The organism is Phocaeicola sp. HCN-6420, from assembly GCF_037890145.1.
Lineage (GTDB): Bacteria > Bacteroidota > Bacteroidia > Bacteroidales > Bacteroidaceae > Phocaeicola.
Window position 1 is genome coordinate 76487 of the sequence record NZ_JBBKBJ010000010.1, and the last position, 16214, is coordinate 92700.

At 45.5% G+C, this 16214-nt stretch carries 20 protein-coding genes; 7 read left to right on the plus strand and 13 right to left on the minus strand.

The window, feature by feature from the left end; translation table 11 throughout:
• Positions 1 to 3 precede the first annotated feature (3 nt).
• The 6 genes from WKT12_RS08175 to rpmH all read right to left on the minus strand — a co-directional run bounded on the left by WKT12_RS08175 (position 4) and on the right by rpmH (position 4888).
• Positions 4 to 666, minus strand: coding sequence for a NigD1/NigD2 family lipoprotein (locus WKT12_RS08175; RefSeq protein ID WP_340319379.1), 663 nt, complete (start codon positions 664 to 666; stop codon positions 4 to 6).
• Positions 663 to 1817 (minus strand): 1-acyl-sn-glycerol-3-phosphate acyltransferase, encoded by a 1155-nt coding sequence (locus tag WKT12_RS08180; protein ID WP_021970020.1) that lies wholly within the window; start codon positions 1815 to 1817, stop codon positions 663 to 665. Before WKT12_RS08180 ends, WKT12_RS08175 begins: the two co-directional genes overlap by 4 nt.
• A gap of 46 nt (positions 1818 to 1863) precedes the next feature.
• Positions 1864 to 2844: a D-alanine--D-alanine ligase gene (locus WKT12_RS08185; RefSeq protein ID WP_340319380.1), complete on the minus strand. Its 981-nt coding sequence runs from the start codon at positions 2842 to 2844 to the stop codon at positions 1864 to 1866.
• 10 nt (positions 2845 to 2854) lie between these two features.
• Positions 2855 to 3922, minus strand: a complete 1068-nt coding sequence (locus tag WKT12_RS08190) for an RluA family pseudouridine synthase (protein WP_021970022.1) — start codon at positions 3920 to 3922, stop codon at positions 2855 to 2857.
• Between the two features lie 26 nt (positions 3923 to 3948).
• Positions 3949 to 4599, minus strand: coding sequence for a PASTA domain-containing protein (locus tag WKT12_RS08195; RefSeq protein ID WP_340319381.1), 651 nt, complete (start codon positions 4597 to 4599; stop codon positions 3949 to 3951).
• Positions 4600 to 4726: 127 nt separating this feature from the next.
• Positions 4727 to 4888 carry a 50S ribosomal protein L34 gene (rpmH, locus tag WKT12_RS08200; RefSeq protein WP_022232036.1) on the minus strand — a complete coding sequence of 54 codons (162 nt, stop codon included), beginning with the start codon at positions 4886 to 4888 and terminating at the stop codon, positions 4727 to 4729.
• A 189-nt stretch (positions 4889 to 5077) separates the two neighbouring features.
• Between rpmH and efp the strand changes: the two genes are divergently transcribed.
• Positions 5078 to 5644, plus strand: coding sequence for an elongation factor P (efp, locus tag WKT12_RS08205; protein ID WP_021970464.1), 567 nt, complete (start codon positions 5078 to 5080; stop codon positions 5642 to 5644).
• An 85-nt stretch (positions 5645 to 5729) separates the two neighbouring features.
• Here efp and WKT12_RS08210 read toward each other — a convergent pair whose 3' ends face one another.
• From WKT12_RS08210 to WKT12_RS08225, 4 genes are read right to left on the minus strand one after another with little or no spacing between them, the layout of a single operon-like run.
• Complete coding sequence (locus WKT12_RS08210) at positions 5730 to 6617, minus strand: hypothetical protein (RefSeq protein WP_340319382.1); 888 nt, start codon at positions 6615 to 6617, stop codon at positions 5730 to 5732.
• Positions 6618 to 6645: 28 nt separating this feature from the next.
• Complete coding sequence (locus WKT12_RS08215) at positions 6646 to 7095, minus strand: DUF6108 family protein (protein ID WP_340319383.1); 450 nt, start codon at positions 7093 to 7095, stop codon at positions 6646 to 6648.
• An 8-nt stretch (positions 7096 to 7103) separates the two neighbouring features.
• Positions 7104 to 7604, minus strand: a complete 501-nt coding sequence (locus WKT12_RS08220) for a hypothetical protein (RefSeq protein WP_340319384.1) — start codon at positions 7602 to 7604, stop codon at positions 7104 to 7106.
• Positions 7577 to 8083, minus strand: coding sequence for an RNA polymerase sigma factor (locus WKT12_RS08225; protein ID WP_340319385.1), 507 nt, complete (start codon positions 8081 to 8083; stop codon positions 7577 to 7579). The genes WKT12_RS08220 and WKT12_RS08225 overlap by 28 nt, the downstream gene beginning before the upstream one ends.
• Positions 8084 to 8460: 377 nt before the next feature.
• Here WKT12_RS08225 and WKT12_RS08230 point away from each other — a divergent pair, with 377 nt between their 5' ends.
• Genes WKT12_RS08230 through WKT12_RS08245 form a run of 4 tightly spaced genes read left to right on the plus strand, consistent with a single transcriptional unit; the run spans position 8461 to position 11310 of the window.
• On the plus strand, positions 8461 to 9450 hold the full coding sequence (locus WKT12_RS08230; RefSeq protein ID WP_340319386.1) for a glycosyltransferase: 990 nt from the start codon (positions 8461 to 8463) through the stop codon (positions 9448 to 9450).
• Complete coding sequence (radC, locus tag WKT12_RS08235; protein ID WP_340319387.1) at positions 9451 to 10140, plus strand: RadC family protein; 690 nt, start codon at positions 9451 to 9453, stop codon at positions 10138 to 10140.
• A gap of 60 nt (positions 10141 to 10200) precedes the next feature.
• The gene (locus WKT12_RS08240) at positions 10201 to 10521 is read left to right on the plus strand and encodes a metal-sulfur cluster assembly factor (RefSeq protein ID WP_021970457.1); all 321 of its coding nucleotides are present in this window, start codon (positions 10201 to 10203) and stop codon (positions 10519 to 10521) included.
• Positions 10522 to 10542: 21 nt separating this feature from the next.
• Complete coding sequence (locus tag WKT12_RS08245) at positions 10543 to 11310, plus strand: UDP-2,3-diacylglucosamine diphosphatase (RefSeq protein WP_340319413.1); 768 nt, start codon at positions 10543 to 10545, stop codon at positions 11308 to 11310.
• Positions 11311 to 11429: 119 nt separating this feature from the next.
• On the opposite strand, the gene WKT12_RS08250 is transcribed toward WKT12_RS08245, so the two are convergent.
• The 3 genes from WKT12_RS08250 to pta all read right to left on the minus strand — a co-directional run bounded on the left by WKT12_RS08250 (position 11430) and on the right by pta (position 14941).
• Complete coding sequence (locus WKT12_RS08250; protein WP_340319388.1) at positions 11430 to 12470, minus strand: sugar kinase; 1041 nt, start codon at positions 12468 to 12470, stop codon at positions 11430 to 11432.
• 150 nt (positions 12471 to 12620) lie between these two features.
• Positions 12621 to 13826: an acetate kinase gene (locus tag WKT12_RS08255; RefSeq protein WP_021970453.1), complete on the minus strand. Its 1206-nt coding sequence runs from the start codon at positions 13824 to 13826 to the stop codon at positions 12621 to 12623.
• A 104-nt stretch (positions 13827 to 13930) separates the two neighbouring features.
• Positions 13931 to 14941 carry a phosphate acetyltransferase gene (pta, locus tag WKT12_RS08260; protein ID WP_270212285.1) on the minus strand — a complete coding sequence of 337 codons (1011 nt, stop codon included), beginning with the start codon at positions 14939 to 14941 and terminating at the stop codon, positions 13931 to 13933.
• A gap of 243 nt (positions 14942 to 15184) precedes the next feature.
• On the opposite strand from pta, the gene WKT12_RS08265 reads away from it, so the two are divergent.
• Both WKT12_RS08265 and WKT12_RS08270 read left to right on the plus strand, forming a co-directional pair.
• Entirely contained in the window at positions 15185 to 15535 is a 351-nt protein-coding gene (locus WKT12_RS08265) for a CidA/LrgA family protein (RefSeq protein ID WP_007571210.1), read from the plus strand.
• Complete coding sequence (locus WKT12_RS08270; protein WP_007571209.1) at positions 15516 to 16211, plus strand: LrgB family protein; 696 nt, start codon at positions 15516 to 15518, stop codon at positions 16209 to 16211. Before WKT12_RS08265 ends, WKT12_RS08270 begins: the two co-directional genes overlap by 20 nt.
• Positions 16212 to 16214 lie beyond the last annotated feature (3 nt).

Consider the following 16214-nt stretch of genomic DNA (forward strand, 5'->3'; position numbering starts at 1 on the left):
TGTTTATTGGTAATCAAATTCCCGATAGGTTTCTTGCTCCTTGTAAGTATTGAGGCTAAAGCGGATTTTATCGCCTTTTCTCAACAATTGCAAATAATTCTTGAGCGGAACCGACAAGTATACTTGTTTGGTAAACGCTTCATAATCGTTCCTCCGGTCGTGGTACAGGCGCAGGTTCAGTGTCTGCGTACCGTCTTCGTTGGGAATAAAGCCTTCATCAATGAAATGATATGCATGAGTCTGGTCCTTATACTGTACCAGCAGTATCATATTCACATAGTTGCCCGACAGCCAGATACTTTGTATATCTACCGGATCGGTTTTGATGTTTCCTTTGAAAGCGGCTTCAGCAACCGGATCCATCGATAAAACAAGCTGACATGAATACAGTTGGGCGGCGGTTTCTTTTCCTTCTTCCTGTACGATAGGCTCATAAATAGATACAGTACGATAGAGTGTATCGGCTACCAGTCCTCCCAGACCGTCACGCTGAAGTACGGGATATACGGTTCCGTTATCTGCAACCAGTTGTGAAATGGTTCCCTCATGGTCAGTCTGTACACCGATAAATTCGGTTACCACACTGGGGTATACATAGTCTTCTTCCTTGCATCCTTCCCAAAGAAGCATGCAAAGAAGAAGAACCATTGCTATCGCTTGTTTCATACGTTCAGAGCTTTCTGGTGGTTGAGTGCCGGATTGGCATACATTGTCAGCATACAACGGCGCAGGAAGGCTTCGTCCTTGTTGGGCAACTGAATCATATCCAGTTTCTTCTGCAAGTAATTTTCGAAGCGCACCTTATCGTCATTTGTATAATGACTGGCAAAAGTTTGTCCGCCTTCCAGCAGATCGCATGCCACATAATTTCCCGGATAGATACGGTAATTGCGGTGGATATGCACATCAATCAGTTCGGATATCTTGGAGAACACTTCCGTTTTAGGGAGTCCTCGCAAGGCTTCCAGTTCTTCGTTGATGCAGGGAGCTGTCTGGAAATGTACTCTTCCCTTGTAACCGAATATACCTGTCTGCATATTGTTCAGGTCGTCTTCCTGACTTTTCTTGAACCCTTCGATATCACGCTTCTGCTGCATCTCCTGCGCTTTCAGATAATCACACGGATCATATTCATACGATAAGGCAGTAGGAACGATATTCAGTTCTTTCAACCGGTCGATAATATCACCTTCGCCCGCCATGGCAAGCATTTTCAATACGCTGTCCTGTGTCCGGTCGTTCGAGTCTTTGGCTCTTCCTTCCCGTTGGGCAATCCATACGTTTTCCTTTTTTTGCGTAATCGCAAAATGAATGTAACGCGACATGCGAGCCGATGATTCCAGCATCTGACGCATCGAAAGGGCACGCTGTACGATAAATGCCTTGTTTATACGTACCAGTTTCTTGATCCATGGGAAGATCAGCAGATTATCGCCGATGGCAATTTCTACGGTTGTCGGAAAATGATTGTCTAAAAGTCCGACAGACAGAAATCCCGGGTCTAAAACAATGTCGCGGTGATTCGAAACGAAAGTATAATTCCGGCTCTTATCACTCAGCGAAGATGTGTCCATGTCGAAACCATCGCTGTACTTGTCGATGATATCGTGGAGCAGTTTGTGGAAAAATGTCTTCTGTACATCCAGATTCGTCTTACATTGATACAGCTTTGCAGCAAGCATTTCAACAGGTACCCCGGGAATGATATTTGTCAGCACTGCCTGAAATGAGGGATCGGCTAACAACTCCTTGAAGATCTGTGGAAGCTCTTCGGGAGAATAGGGACGGATTTCGTCAAACTCGGCAGGTATGTTCATGTTTTTCTGTTTTATAAGTCAATGTTCAAATATACGGAATTTCCGGTTATTTTTGAAATGAATCTTCGATAATATCTGTCATGACATCCTTGATGTCAATGCCGGCGGCACGAACCTGCTGCGGGATGAAGCTGGTAGCTGTCATGCCCGGAGTGGTATTGATTTCCAGCATGTTGATTTTTTCTCCTTCCGTGATGATGTAGTCCACGCGTACAATACCCTTGCATCCCAGTATGTCGTAGATAGCCGAAGTCAGTTTCTGTACACGGTCGGTCAGTTCCGGGCTAAGGCGTGCCGGAGTGATTTCAGTCACTTCGCCTTTATATTTTGCATTATAGTCGAAGAACTCATTTTTGCTGACAACTTCGGTAATGGGAAGGACAACCGATTTGTCTTTGGTCTTGTAGCAGCCGTTGGCAAGTTCAATACCATCCATGAAAGCCTCAATCATGACATCGTCCGATTCGGCAAAGGCCTCTTTCAGGGCAGGCTGTATCTGGTCGGCTGTCTTTACCTTTGTTACTCCGAAGCTGGAGCCACTGGCATTAGGCTTGATAAAGCAGGGAAGACCAATTTTCTCGATGACATCTTGATCGCTTATGCCGTGGCGTTTATTTACCAGCAGCGATTCGGCTACACGTACACCGAAACCTTTCAGGTACTGGTTCAGTGTGAATTTGCTGAATGTCATGGCCGAAACCAGTACGTCGCAAGTAGAGTAGGGGATACCCAGCAGTTCGAAATAGCCTTGCAGAATACCATTTTCTCCCGGAGTGCCGTGGATGGTAATGTATGCAAAGTCGGGTTTCACCTTTTGTCCGTCGTGACTGAAGCTGAAATCGTTCTTGTCTATCGGTGCACGACTGCCGTCGGGTAACAAAGCCTCCCATTTTTTCTTGGTGAGCTCTACTATATATAAGGTGTACTTATCTTTGTCGATAAAAGAGTATATGCCTTCTGCGCTACGCATGGAGACATCATGTTCCGAAGAATCTCCTCCGGCAACAATAGCAATGATGCGTTTCATAATTTGTTTGTTATTCTTCTCTGTTACTTATATATGTTCTCCATTTGTCCAGCAGACGGGTCATGTCTTCGGGCAATTCGGATGTAAAGAACATCTCTTTGCCTGTACGCGGATGAACAAATCCCAGCGTTTTGGCGTGAAGTGCCTGACGGGGACAAATCTCGAAGCAGTTGTTTACAAATTGTTTGTACTTGCTGAAGTGAGTACCTTTCAGTATTTCGTGACCACCGTAACGCTCATCGTTGAACAATACGTGTCCGATGTGCTTCATGTGTACACGAATCTGATGGGTACGTCCGGTTTCCAGCACACACTTTACCAGTGTGACATAACCCAGACGCTCCAGTACCTGATAATGAGTCACAGCATGTTTACCCTGAGTAGGGTCGCTCATGACAGCCATCTGCATGCGGTCTTTGGGATTACGTCCGATGTTTCCGGTGATGGTACCTTCATCTTCATCGATGATGCCCCACACCAGTGCATTATATTCGCGCTTGGTGGTCTTGTTGTAGAACTGCAATCCCAGGCTGGTCTTTGCATCGGGAGTCTTGGCCACAACCAGCAATCCCGAAGTGTCCTTGTCGATACGGTGAACCAGTCCCACCTGCGGGTCGTTTGGATCGTAGGAAGGTACGTCACGCAGATGCCAGGCAATGGCATTCACCAGCGTGCCGTGATAATTTCCGCACCCCGGATGTACTACCAGTCCCGCAGGTTTGTTGATGACCATCAGGTCATCATCCTCGTAAACAATGTTCAGCGGAATATCCTCGGGAATAATATCATTGTCGTAGCGTGGACGGTCCATCATGACGGTCAGCACGTCGAGCGGCTTTACCTTGTAGCTGCTTTTTACCGGCTTGCCGTTTGCCATGACAAACCCCGCATCGGCAGCAGCCTGAATACGGTTGCGCGAAGCGTTGACGATGCGTTCGAACAGATACTTGTCGATGCGCACCGGAGTCTGTCCTTTATCTACTACTACACGGAAATGTTCGTATAATTCGGAGGAACGCTCTACCGGCTCTACATCATCCAGCGAGTCGTCCAGTTCGTTTATATAATCTTCTGCCATTCGTTGTCTTGAACTTGTTGAATCTTTTAGAACCACGAATCGTCTACAGTAGGAGCCTCTTCTCCTGCTGCATCCATTTCTATCTGCATATTAAGTGAGTCCATGCTCAGCGAATCACGTATTTGCGTGCTGCCGATACACAGCGTCAGCAGCGCCTCGCTCGGTACTTTGTCGCCTGCCTTCAGCGAACGTCCTCTATACTTGATGCCGTATACCCAGTCTTGTTCTCCCGCTACCATTTCGGGTTCCGTCAGACGGAATCCCATGGCTTTCAGCTTGGCGGCAGCCTGACGCATGGAGCTGTTGTCGATGACATCAGGAATTTTCACCTTAGGAACCTCGTTGGTATTGATGGTCAGGTAGATGGTTCTTCCCTTCTTTACCCGCATTCCTCCAGCCGGAGTCTGGTCGAGAACGATGCCCGCGGGCAGTTCCTTTACATAATTCGAATCTATTACTACGCCTTGCATGGATTGCTGGTTCAGCAATATCTGCGCCTGGCTTAACTCCTTATTCTTAATGTTGGGCACTACATACGATTCTCCGTGATGAGTATAGATGTCAAGTCCCCACAACGTACCGTACACGATAACAACAATGGCTACCACCATACCGATGATGTTGAGCCAGAAAAAACGGTTATTCTTGAATGAAAAGAAATCTTTCAGTGTCACCATATTATTCAGCTATATAATTTTTGCAAAGATACAATTTTTTCTTTTCCGCTATGCTTTGTGAAAAGAAAAGCCGCAAAACGCTATCTCAGCATCTTGCGGCTCTCTTAAATCTTTCTGTCTAACGTTCTTATGCTTTAACGCCGTTGTATTCGTCTGATATAGTCAGTTTTTTACGACCTTTAGCACGACGTGCAGCCAATACTCGGCGACCGTTTGCAGTTGCCATTCTTTCGCGGAAACCGTGTTTGTTTCTTCTCTTTCTGTTAGAGGGTTGGTAAGTTCTTTTCATTTTCGTATATACTATTTATGTTATTATTCTATGCGTTCGGGCTGCAAAATTAGTGACTTTTTTTAAATAAACCAATAGCTAAATCATTTTTAGACAAATCTTTTTGCGTTTTTTCGTGATTTAGATTAATTTTGCACTCGAATTATTACGCAACAATCAATAATAACATAATAATAAAAGGATTTAGTTATGATTAATGCTCAAGACATTAAGATCGGAACAGCTATCCGTATGGATGGAAAGCTGTATTTCTGTATCGACTTTTTGCATGTAAAACCGGGTAAAGGAAACACTTTCATGCGTACAAAACTGAAAGATGTTGTTGATGGTTATGTATTGGAACGTCGTTTCAACATCGGTGAAAAACTGGAAGATGTACGTGTAGAACGCCGTCCGTACCAGTATTTGTACAAGGAAGGTGAAGATTATATCTTCATGAACCAGGAAACATACGAACAGGTGCCTATCGCTCACGATCTGATCGAAGGTGTTGACTTCCTGAAAGAAGAAATGGTAGTAGACGTTGTATCTGATGCTTCTACTGAAACTATCTTGTTCGCTGAATTGCCGGTTAAGGTTCAGTTGAAGGTTACTTACACAGAGCCGGGACTGAAAGGCGATACTGCTACAAACGCTACTAAGCCTGCTACTGTTGAAACAGGTGCTACTGTACGTGTGCCTTTGTTCATCAATCAGGACGAAATCATCGAAGTTGATACTCGCGATGGTTCTTACGTAGGTCGTGTAAAAGCATAATTTATCAGACTGATATATATAATAGGTGAAAAGCCATTCCTGCAATGAAGCGGGAATGGCTTTTTGGTTTATTGCCGGCTCATCGTCAGAACAGGATAAGTCCTACCGACAATGCCGTAAATTCGGGGCCGTATGCTGTGTCGAGTACTTTGCACGGGCTGTATTTTACGTAGAATCCTACAGACTTGTAGCTGATGGAGGCTTGGAGGTCGACTGTAACCGGAGTCTGATGAATGTTATTGTCGGTCAGTTTGTATTCCTGTCCTTCCAGCTTATACCGCGTTTTCAGGCTGGCATGCGTGTTGAAATTGACGATGGCTCCTACGCTGAAGCTGAAATCGTTTTTCGTTTCATGAGTAAACATAACGGGAAACGCCCAACTGAATACTTTGATACGTGAGAACTGAATGTCGGCTCCTTCCGGATAACTGCCGATATATATATCGGTTCCTGCATCTTTTATAAAACGCTGCTTGCCCGTCATCCGGTAGTTGCGCCAGCTACACGCAACTCCGATGGAGAGGGAGGTTTCTGTATTCCACGGGTAATAGGCCCATCCGAAGGTAGGAGTGGTGATTTCCCACGATGAGCCCATGTTCACATCCATGCCGTTGGGGGCTCCTTGTACGCTGGAAAGTCCTATCTTGAAGTCTTTCACCTGAAATTCATTCCGCTTGTTTCTTTTTGCCGATGTGCGTTTTTTGAACGGAATGTTGAAATCCCAGTTGCTGCTGCGTTCCTTTGTAACGGAAACTTCTGAAGGAGATAATTCCACATCACGGGTATAACGGAAGTTAGGATTCCCTTTCTTACCCTCTATTTCGACCTTGAAACGATTGTCTGATTCCGTAATGGTTACCCGTTCCGGATTTTCCACACTTACTACACTTTCTACTTTCAGCGAGTCTGTACTTCCGGCATATCCGTTTGCCGCAGCCAGCAGGAGTCCTGCCAGCAAAAATATTTTTCTCATATTTTCAGTTGTATTATGAATTACCATTTTATTTGAACAGTTGTTTCAGCTCTTCCAGCGTGACTTGTCCCTCCATGTATACCACAGTCACTTCCGGTTTCTTGCTGCCGCCGGGAGCTATTGCGGCATTCCGGTAGAACAGATACCGGTAACTTTCATCTCGTGCCGGGAAACAATAGAAACCATAGTAGAGCCGTTTCCCTACCGTTCCCACCTCCTTGTCGACGGCCGATGCGGCATCCTGGCTGACGAGTGCTTCGATTTCTTCCGACAACGCCGAAGCATCGGTCACCGTCAGGCTGCGGAAAAGCGTCAGGTGGTACTTTTTCAGTTCCTTACCTTTGATAAGAACTTCTACCGCCCGTTTGTCTTGCTTGAAACGACCACCGAACAGGGACTCTACATGCATGCCTTTCTGTGCCCACAGAGGCAGTGCAATCAGCAGAGTCATCCATATTATAATCCATCGTCTTATCATATATCTATTTATTTTTGATTGTCAACTGATGCAGATTCTCCTTCCTCCAGCGTCTGGAAGATATCCGATAACTGCCCTTGAAGGGTTTCTTCGGGTGAATCGTGGCGTACCTTTTCCACCGATTTCAGGGCCTCGGCCAGTACAATTTCCTTGTCGGTACAGCGTTCGCCGTTGATGTAGGCCACGCATACGTTCGCCCTTTCCGTCCACTGCCAGGCGGTTACCATCGTTAGGATGGCTGCAACTGCCGCTGCTGCCGCATAGTACCGCAACCGTATGCTGCGTGTCCGCTGCTTGCGGTGTACGGCGCGTCCGGTAGCGACATATCCCATGACGGCACGAAGTTCATCGAACTCTTTGCCTTGTGCCTCCGGAGTAGCCAGAAAGCGTGCCAGCGCCTCTTCTTCCGCATCGGTCGTTTCGGCCTCGAAATACCGTGCCGCCAGCTCCTTCCACTGTTGAAAAGTCCGTTCGTATTCTTTCATCGTTCCATTTGTTTTAAGTAACATTCCCTGATTTCTTTTCTCGCTCTCGACAGTTGCATGCGTACGGCAGGTTCCTGCATGCCCAGACTTTCGGCTATTTCGCTGTACGTCTTTCCGTCGTATTCTTTCATGTGCAGAATCTGCTGCTGGAGAGGTGTCAGCCGGAGTTCGATGATACGTTCCACCATGCGGAAGCGTTCTTCTTTCTCCAGACTGTCGGTTGCCGAATCGGAGATGGAATCATCCCGGTTCTCGTCCAGCTCCACCGTAGGCAGGTGATTCTTCTTGCGCAAGGTATCGATGCACAAATTCTTTACCGTGACTACCGTGAGGGCTTCTGCTTCTTCGCGCGAACCGATCTGGTCGGCATGCTTCCACAAGCGGAAGAACGCCTCCTGTAGTGCATCGTCGGCATCCTCCTTATTGGGCAGGAAGCGCATGGCCAGTCTGAGAAAACCGTTTCTCAGCTCGGTGAAAGTCGATGTCAGTGTTTCTTTACTCATGCTTTGTTAATCGGGTCGTACGAATTGTTTTCAAAAAGGTAAACGTAAAGCTATATGTTTTGTAACAAGGGAAGAATAAAAATTTCTTCTTTTTTTCTTTTTCTCTCGCCGAAGATGGGGAAAACAAATCGTTTGTTGCCGGAAAAAATCGTGCTGGCGATGTTGTCGGCTGTCCGTTGTCTTTTGCGGAAAATGTCGGGACGTTTTTTTATTTTTTGTACAAAATCCAAAAAACTTTGTACAAAAAATATCCGGAACCCGGCAGGCTTTCAGAAACCGTTCGTTGTGTATGCGGAAAATGTTGAAGAAACTCCGCCAAAGTTCAGCATACTTTCAAGAAAGACGTATCTTTGTAAAATAAACCGAACGAACAGACTATGAGATATTCTTTTATTATTCCCGTATACAATCGTCCCGATGAGGTGGATGAGCTGCTGCAAAGTCTGACGGAACAGACGCTGGATGATTTTGAAGTGCTGGTTGTGGAAGACGGATCGTCCGTACCTTGTGAGCAGGTAGTGGAGAAATACCGTACGCAACTGGATGTACATTATTATAATAAGCCTAACTCCGGACCGGGGCAGACCCGCAACTTCGGGGCTGAACGCAGTCGGGGAGAATATCTGCTGATTCTGGATTCGGATTGTGTGCTGCCGCCGGGTTATCTGGCTGCCGTCGACGAAGAACTGAAACGTGAGCCTGCCGATGCCTTCGGTGGACCGGACCGTGCGCACGATTCTTTCTCGCCTACCCAAAAGGCAATCAACTATGCCATGACTTCTTTCTTTACTACGGGAGGTATCCGCGGGGGAAAGAAGAAAATGGATAAGTTTTATCCGCGCAGTTTCAATATGGGCGTACGTGCCGAGGTGTATCGTGCGCTGGGAGGTTTCTCGAAGATGCGTTTTGGCGAAGACATTGATTTCAGCATCCGTATCTTTAAAGGAGGGTATCGTTGCCGCTTGTTTCCCGAAGCATGGGTATGGCACAAGCGTCGTACCGACCTGAAAAAGTTCTTCAAACAGGTGCACAATTCGGGTATCGCACGCATCAATCTGTATAAGAAATACCCGGAGTCGCTTAAACTGGTACACATGCTTCCTGCCGTTTTTACGGTAGGTGTGGTGCTGGTGCTGCTTGCTTCGCTGGTGTGTCCGTGGGCACTTTTGCTGCTTGCCTTGTTTGCTGTGATTATATTCATTGATTCTTCCATACAAAATAAAAGTTTGTATATCGGTATATTATCCGTCATTGCTGCGTTTATACAGTTGACGGGGTATGGAACCGGCTTCTTGTCGGCATGGTGGAAACGCTGTGTGCGAGGCAAGGGAGCGTTTTCCGCCTTCGAGAAGAACTTTTATGAGTAAATGGAAAACAAACTGACTATCAACCAATGGGCGGAAGAAGACCGCCCGCGTGAGAAAATGATGCAGCATGGCGCTGCGGCGTTGTCGAATGCCGAACTGCTGGCAATCCTGATTGGTTCGGGTAATACGGAAGATTCGGCGGTGGAGCTGATGCGGAAAGTGCTGGGCGACCACCGCAACAGCTTGGGTGAACTGGGAAAGACAACTATCGAGGAGCTTTGCCGCTACAAGGGAATAGGTCCGGCAAAGGCTGTCACAATTCTGGCTGCTTCGGAGATTGGCAGGCGACGGATGGAGGAAGAACCTCTGGAACGTCGGCAAGTGAGATGTTCCAAAGACATATACGAAGTGTTTTATCCGCTGATGTGTGACCTCTCGGTGGAGGAATGCTGGGTGTTGTTGCTTAACCAGTCGTCGAAGGTAATAGACCGTATTCGTATCAGTCATGGCGGACTGGCTTCCACACAGGTGGATGTCCGCTGTATTTTGCGTGAAGCTTTGTTGAAACGTGCGGTATCGATGGTGCTTTGTCATAACCATCCTTCGGGAAATACCTCTCCCAGCCGTGACGACGACCGGCTGACGGAGGCTGTACGGCGTGCTGCCGAGCTGATGAACATCCGCCTGCTCGATCATCTGGTGATAACCGACGGGGATTATTACAGTTATTGCGACGAGGGAAGGTTGTGACTGTTTTTCGGTTATTCCATTTTTTTATTACATTTGCAGATGTAACTAAAAGCATGCTTTATGGATAACGAAACAAAACTGAAAATAGAAGAAGGTATTGTAGAAATGCTGAAAACCGTATACGATCCGGAGATTCCGGTCAATGTATACGATTTAGGTTTGATATATAAGATAGATTTGAAGGACGATGGTGAGGTGGTGATTGATATGACACTGACGGCTCCCAATTGTCCGGCTGCCGATTTTATCATGGAAGATATTCGTCAGAAAATAGAATCGGTAGAAGGTGTGAAGGCTGCTCAAATCAATCTGGTGTTCGAACCCGAATGGGATAAGGACATGATGACCGAGGAGGCAAAACTGGAACTGGGATTCCTATAAAAAAGAATAGTTATGGAAGCGATGAAGAATGTCTATTTTCTGTCGGATGCTCATCTGGGTTCACGTGCGATAGCGCATAGTCGTACGCAGGAACGCCGGCTGGTTAATTTTCTCGACAGTATCAAGCATCAGGCGGCAGCCGTATATCTGCTGGGCGACATGTTCGATTTCTGGTACGAATTCAAGCTGGTCGTTCCGAAAGGGTATACCCGTTTCTTGGGAAAAATCTCTGAGTTGACGGATATGGGAGTAGAGGTGCATTTCTTTATCGGCAACCATGATATCTGGTGCGGCGATTATCTGGAAAAGGAATGTGGGGTTATTATCCATCGTGAACCGCTGACGTGTGAGATTTATGGCAAGGAGTTTTTCCTGGCGCATGGCGACGGGCTGGGTGATAACGATCATAAGTTTAAGTTGCTGCGCGCTATGTTTCATAGTAAAACGTTGCAACGCCTGTTCTCCATGCTGCATCCCCGCTGGAGTATCGACTTCGGACTGGAGTGGGCAAAGCACAGTCGTATGAAGCGGAAGGACGGAAAAGAACCGGAATATATGGGTGAGGACAAGGAACCGCTGGTATTGTTTACCAAGGAATATCTGAAAATGCACCCTGATATCAATTACTTTATCTATGGACACCGTCACATTGTACTCGACCTGATGCTGAGCCGTTCGTCGCGAATGATGATTCTGGGTGACTGGATCAGTGAATTTTCGTATGCGGTATTCGACGGGGAATCTATGTTTCTGGAACAATATATCGAAGGAGAAACTTCTGTGAGATAAGAGATACAGAACGTAACTGGTTAAAACATGAAAGAACCATATCAAACTCTGCTTATGAGTAGTGATATGGTTCTTTTTATTATACAGATGTGTAATCTCGTAAGTGTATGTGCATTGCCTTATCGGGCTACCTCTCCGCTTTCATGTTTAGCCAGCAAGCCTTCTACTTCGGATACCTTTACGATGTTATAGTCGCCGGCAATGGTGTTTTTCAATACCGAAGCGGCTGTTGAGAAATCTACACGTTTCTGTTCGTCTTCGTAAGCGTGCTGGGCATATAGCATGGCACCGCAGAAGGCATCACCCACACCTACACAGTCGATTACGTTGTCGATATCGAATACGCGTGTATATTTCATGGTGCCGTGCGAGTAAAGTACTCCTGCAAAGGTGTGATGTTCGGAACTCATGACGTTACGTAAGGCGATATAGATGTACTTGCAGTTTGGAATCTGCTGGCTGATTGCCTTGCAGAATTCTTCATATGCTTTAATATCGTAAGTATCTCCACTCTTGGTTGCCTTGAAACCCGGTGCCGGAATACCTGTCAGCAGGGCATATTCGCCTTCGCTACCGAACATGATATCACTGCTTACCATCAGCGGACGAAGTACTTCCTGTGCACTTTTTCCGTAATTCCAGAGGTTCTTGCGGTAATTGATGTCGTACGAAATGGTCAGTCCCATTTCTTTGGCAATGGTTATTGCTTCCTTGCATACCTCTGCCAGTCCGGGAGTCAGTGCGGCATCGATGCCCGACCAGTGGAAAATAGCTGCGTCGCTAAAGATGGTGCGCCAGTCTATCATACCCGGTTTCAGTTCGGAGAAAGCAGAACCTTCGCGGTCGTAGATGACTTTTGAGTTACGCATGGCAGCTGCTTTTTCCATGTAGTAGGTACCTAAACGGTGTCCGCCTATCAGAATGTGTTGGGTACCGATATTGTGTGAACGCAATTCTGCCAGACAAGTTTCTCCCAATGCGTTGTCGGGAAGGCGGGTTATATATTCTACATCTCCGCCGAAATTGGCAATGGAAATAGCCACATTGGCTTCACTGCCACCGTAATTTACCAGAAATTCCCGGCTTTGTTGCATACGTAGATTGTCGGGGGTAGTCAGGCGAAGCATAATTTCGCCAAAAGTTACGATTTTCTTTTTCATAATAAGGAGTGTTTCTTGTTGTTTGAATAGCATAAAAAAAGAGGATATTCCTTGTAAAGTTATCTTCTCTTTACGTTTTGCTCGCTGCAAAGATAAGAAAACTCATGGGGAATATCCTCTTTTTTAAGCTATTTAAGGGTAAGCTGTTCCTTATTTGTTCATGTCGTTCAGGATGTTCATTGTATCTGTTGCAATCATCAATTCCTCATCGGTCGGGATAACTACAACCTTCACTTTTGAGTCATCGGTAGAAATGATGGCTTCTTTGCTGCGAACTTTGTTCTTTTCCGGATCGATCTTGACACCCAGGTAACCCAGTGTCTTACAAACACCGGCACGAGCTGTAGCCTGATTTTCACCAACACCACCGGTGAACAAGATTACATCTACACCGTCCATTGCTGCTGCGTATGCACCGATGTATTTGGTGATACGGTAGAAGTACATGTTTTCTGTCAGGATAGCACGTTCTTCTCCTCTTGCTACTGCGTCTTCCAGTTCACGCATGTCGCTTGATTTTTCGAACATACCCAGCACACCGCTCTTCTTGTTCAGCAGAGTAGACATCTCATCCGGAGTCAGACCTTCTTTCTTCATGATGTAAGTGATTGCACCACCGTCGATGTCACCACTACGTGTACCCATCATCAGACCTTCCAGCGGTGTCAATCCCATTGTTGTATCGATACATTTACCGTCTTTTACGGCTGCGATAGAGCCACCGTTTCCGATGTGGCAAGTAATAATCTTAGAGCCTTCCTGAGGAATACCCAAAAATTCGCATACACGTTTTGAAACGTAACGATGAGAAGTTCCGTGGAAACCATAACGGCGGATACCGTATTTTTCGAAATATTTATAAGGTATTGCATACAGATATGCGTAATCAGGCATAGTCTGATGGAAAGCGGTATCAAATACAGCTACCTGAGGAACTTCAGGCAACAGTTTCTGTACGGCATAAATACCTTTCAGGTTGGCTGGGTTGTGCAACGGACCGAGGTCACAGCATTCCTCTACTGCTGCAATAACGGCGTCGTTAATCAATACAGAACCGCTGAATTTTGTACCTCCGTGCAGAACGCGATGACCTACAGCCTTGATTTCGTGCAGATTTTTTACAGCTCCGTATTCGGCATTAGTCAAAGTGTCGAAAATAAACTGTACGCCGGTTGTGTGTTCAGGTACGTCCTTTTCGAGGATTTTCTTTTCTCCATTAGGCAAAGTCAGCTTCAGGAAAGAACCCGGCAGACCGATTTTTTCGATACCTCCTTGTGCGAGGACTTCTTTGGTAGTCATTTCGAACAGTTTGTATTTGATAGATGAACTACCGCAGTTGAGTACTAATACTTTCATATATGAATTTTAATATTTTTATTGATGTGAAATAAAAACATTTGTCATTCAGAACGAGATTGAATGGAATGACGCCTGAATAACAATGTTATAAATAAGTTCTGTTATTGAGCTTTAGCTGCAATAGCCTGATTGGCTGTGATAGCGATCATCTTGTAAACGTCGTCGATAGAGCATCCGCGTGACAAATCGTTTACTGGGCGTGCGATACCTTGCAGGATAGGTCCTACAGCAGTAGCGTGTCCTAAACGTTCAACCAGTTTATAAGAAATGTTACCTACTTCCAGACATGGAACAACCAATACGTTAGCTTTTCCTGCGATTTCAGAACCTGGAGCTTTGCTTGCACCTACTCTTGGAACCAGGGCAGCATCTGCTTGCAGTTCACCGTCGATCTTCAATGCTGGATCCATTTCTTTAGCAATCTTCAATGCTTCTACTACTTTGTCTACAACTTCATGTTTAGCAGAACCTTTAGTTGAGAAGCTCAGCATAGCTACACGTGGATCAAGTCCGGCAACTGCTTTAGCTGTCTGTGCTGTACAGATTGCGATTTGAGCCAATTGGTTTGCATCTGGAACAGGAGTTACGGCTACGTCACCCATTACCAATACACCATTGTCACCACATTCTGGAGCATGAGTCAAAAGCAGCATGGCACCAGATACGCAAGTAATGCCCGGAGCTGTTTTGATAATTTGCAATGCAGGGCGCAGAACGTCGCCGGTAGTATTGCGTGCACCAGCCAACTGACCGTCAGCATCGCCCGCTTTGATAATCAAACAGCCCAAGTATAATGGATTGAGAACCAGTTTACGGGCTTCTTCGATAGTCATTCCTTTTTTCTTGCGAAGTTCGCATAACAAATGTGCGTATTCTTCTTGTTTCGGATGGTTTTCCGGATCGATGATTGTTGCTTTATGGATATTTCCTAAGCCCCATTCTTTTGCCAGACCCATGATTTCATCGGGATTTCCCAACAGAATCAGCTCAGCTACACCATCTGTCAATATCTGATTGGCAGCTTTTAAAGTACGTTCTTCAGTTCCTTCCGGAAGCACAATGCGCTGTTTGTTTGCTTTAGCGCGTTCAACGATTTGACTAATTAAATCCATGACTTAATGAATATATTTATTATATGTGATTCTTTTATCGTGCGCGATAACAAGAAGTATATATCGCACTGCAAAAATACGCATTTTTGTAATATCTAGTTTGCAAAAGCGAGTTTTTTTTCTCCTAAAGTATGCAAAAAACTTATGTTTAATAGCAGAAGAAATAAAAAAGGCCACTTTCGATACAGCGTTTTCTCCTATTGTGTAACTTTACGTTCGTTTTTCAAGATAATATTAATAGGTATGATTCGTCAATGTTCTATCCTTTTTGGATGTTTGGCGTTAGGTGAACTGATAGTTTATCTGACGGGAATTAAGCTGCCGTCGAGTATTATTGGCATGCTTTTACTTACGTTATTTTTACAGTTAGGTTGGATAAAACTGCACTGGGTGCAGGGATTGTCCGATTTCTTAGTAGCTAATCTGGGCTTTTTCTTCGTTCCTTCGGGGGTGGCGCTGATGTTATATTTTGACATTATTGCTGCCGAGTTCTGGCCTATTGTCATTGCTACTTTAGTAAGTACGGTATTAGTGTTAGTTGTTACAGGTTGGGTTCATCAATTGGTTCGTAAGTATGGAATATTTAGAAAGTAAATTCTTTTTGCTCGCCATTACGTTTGGATTCTTTTTTCTTTCCAAACAGTTGCAGAAAAAAACAGGTTTGATTATTCTTAATCCGATATTGATAGCGATTGCCTTGCTGATTTGTTTTCTGAAACTGACAAATGTTTCGTATGAAAAATATTATGAAGCAGGTTCCTTGATTGAGTTCTGGTTGAAGCCGGCAGTTGTAGCACTGGGGGTTCCCTTGTATCTACAATTACGCATGATAAAAAAACAATTAATGCCGATAATTGTTTCTCAATTAGCAGGCTGTCTTGTCGGACTAGTATCGGTTACTATTATAGCAAAACTGCTGGGAGCTTCTCCAGAGGTTATCATGTCGTTAGCTCCAAAGTCGGTGACGACTCCGATTGCGATGGAAGTTTCGGATGCAGTAGGCGGAATACCTTCTCTTACTGCAGCGGTAGTGATTGTTGTAGGACTATTTGGTGCTATTTGTGGTTTTAAGGTACTTCAGGTAGGACATGTTGGAAGTCCTATAGCGCAAGGGCTTTCGATGGGAACAGCTTCGCATGCGGTAGGAACATCGCGTGCTATGGAGGTCAGTGGAAAGTATGGAGCTTATGCCAGTTTGGGACTGACGCTGAACGGTATTTTGACTGCTTTGCTTACTCCGACTATCCTTCATCTGCTGGGGCTCTATTAAATT

What these genes read in the sequence shown, in the direction of transcription:
- radC (WP_340319387.1), top strand. Translation starts at nt 9,451, where the DNA reads ATGGAAAACAAACTGACTATCAACCAATGGGCGGAAGAAGACCGCCCG.
- WKT12_RS08270 (WP_007571209.1), top strand. Translation starts at nt 15,516, where the DNA reads ATGGAATATTTAGAAAGTAAATTCTTTTTGCTCGCCATTACGTTTGGA.
- WKT12_RS08230 (WP_340319386.1), top strand. Translation starts at nt 8,461, where the DNA reads ATGAGATATTCTTTTATTATTCCCGTATACAATCGTCCCGATGAGGTG.
- WKT12_RS08195 (WP_340319381.1), bottom strand. Translation starts at nt 4,599, where the DNA reads ATGGTGACACTGAAAGATTTCTTTTCATTCAAGAATAACCGTTTTTTC.
- WKT12_RS08210 (WP_340319382.1), bottom strand. Translation starts at nt 6,617, where the DNA reads ATGAGAAAAATATTTTTGCTGGCAGGACTCCTGCTGGCTGCGGCAAAC.
- WKT12_RS08190 (WP_021970022.1), bottom strand. Translation starts at nt 3,922, where the DNA reads ATGGCAGAAGATTATATAAACGAACTGGACGACTCGCTGGATGATGTA.
- pta (WP_270212285.1), bottom strand. Translation starts at nt 14,941, where the DNA reads ATGGATTTAATTAGTCAAATCGTTGAACGCGCTAAAGCAAACAAACAG.
- efp (WP_021970464.1), top strand. Translation starts at nt 5,078, where the DNA reads ATGATTAATGCTCAAGACATTAAGATCGGAACAGCTATCCGTATGGAT.
- WKT12_RS08225 (WP_340319385.1), bottom strand. Translation starts at nt 8,083, where the DNA reads ATGAGTAAAGAAACACTGACATCGACTTTCACCGAGCTGAGAAACGGT.
- WKT12_RS08220 (WP_340319384.1), bottom strand. Translation starts at nt 7,604, where the DNA reads ATGTTACTTAAAACAAATGGAACGATGAAAGAATACGAACGGACTTTT.
- rpmH (WP_022232036.1), bottom strand. Translation starts at nt 4,888, where the DNA reads ATGAAAAGAACTTACCAACCCTCTAACAGAAAGAGAAGAAACAAACAC.
- WKT12_RS08265 (WP_007571210.1), top strand. Translation starts at nt 15,185, where the DNA reads ATGATTCGTCAATGTTCTATCCTTTTTGGATGTTTGGCGTTAGGTGAA.
- WKT12_RS08185 (WP_340319380.1), bottom strand. Translation starts at nt 2,844, where the DNA reads ATGAAACGCATCATTGCTATTGTTGCCGGAGGAGATTCTTCGGAACAT.
- WKT12_RS08180 (WP_021970020.1), bottom strand. Translation starts at nt 1,817, where the DNA reads ATGAACATACCTGCCGAGTTTGACGAAATCCGTCCCTATTCTCCCGAA.
- WKT12_RS08255 (WP_021970453.1), bottom strand. Translation starts at nt 13,826, where the DNA reads ATGAAAGTATTAGTACTCAACTGCGGTAGTTCATCTATCAAATACAAA.
- WKT12_RS08215 (WP_340319383.1), bottom strand. Translation starts at nt 7,095, where the DNA reads ATGATAAGACGATGGATTATAATATGGATGACTCTGCTGATTGCACTG.
- WKT12_RS08245 (WP_340319413.1), top strand. Translation starts at nt 10,543, where the DNA reads ATGAAGAATGTCTATTTTCTGTCGGATGCTCATCTGGGTTCACGTGCG.
- WKT12_RS08240 (WP_021970457.1), top strand. Translation starts at nt 10,201, where the DNA reads ATGGATAACGAAACAAAACTGAAAATAGAAGAAGGTATTGTAGAAATG.
- WKT12_RS08175 (WP_340319379.1), bottom strand. Translation starts at nt 666, where the DNA reads ATGAAACAAGCGATAGCAATGGTTCTTCTTCTTTGCATGCTTCTTTGG.
- WKT12_RS08250 (WP_340319388.1), bottom strand. Translation starts at nt 12,470, where the DNA reads ATGAAAAAGAAAATCGTAACTTTTGGCGAAATTATGCTTCGCCTGACT.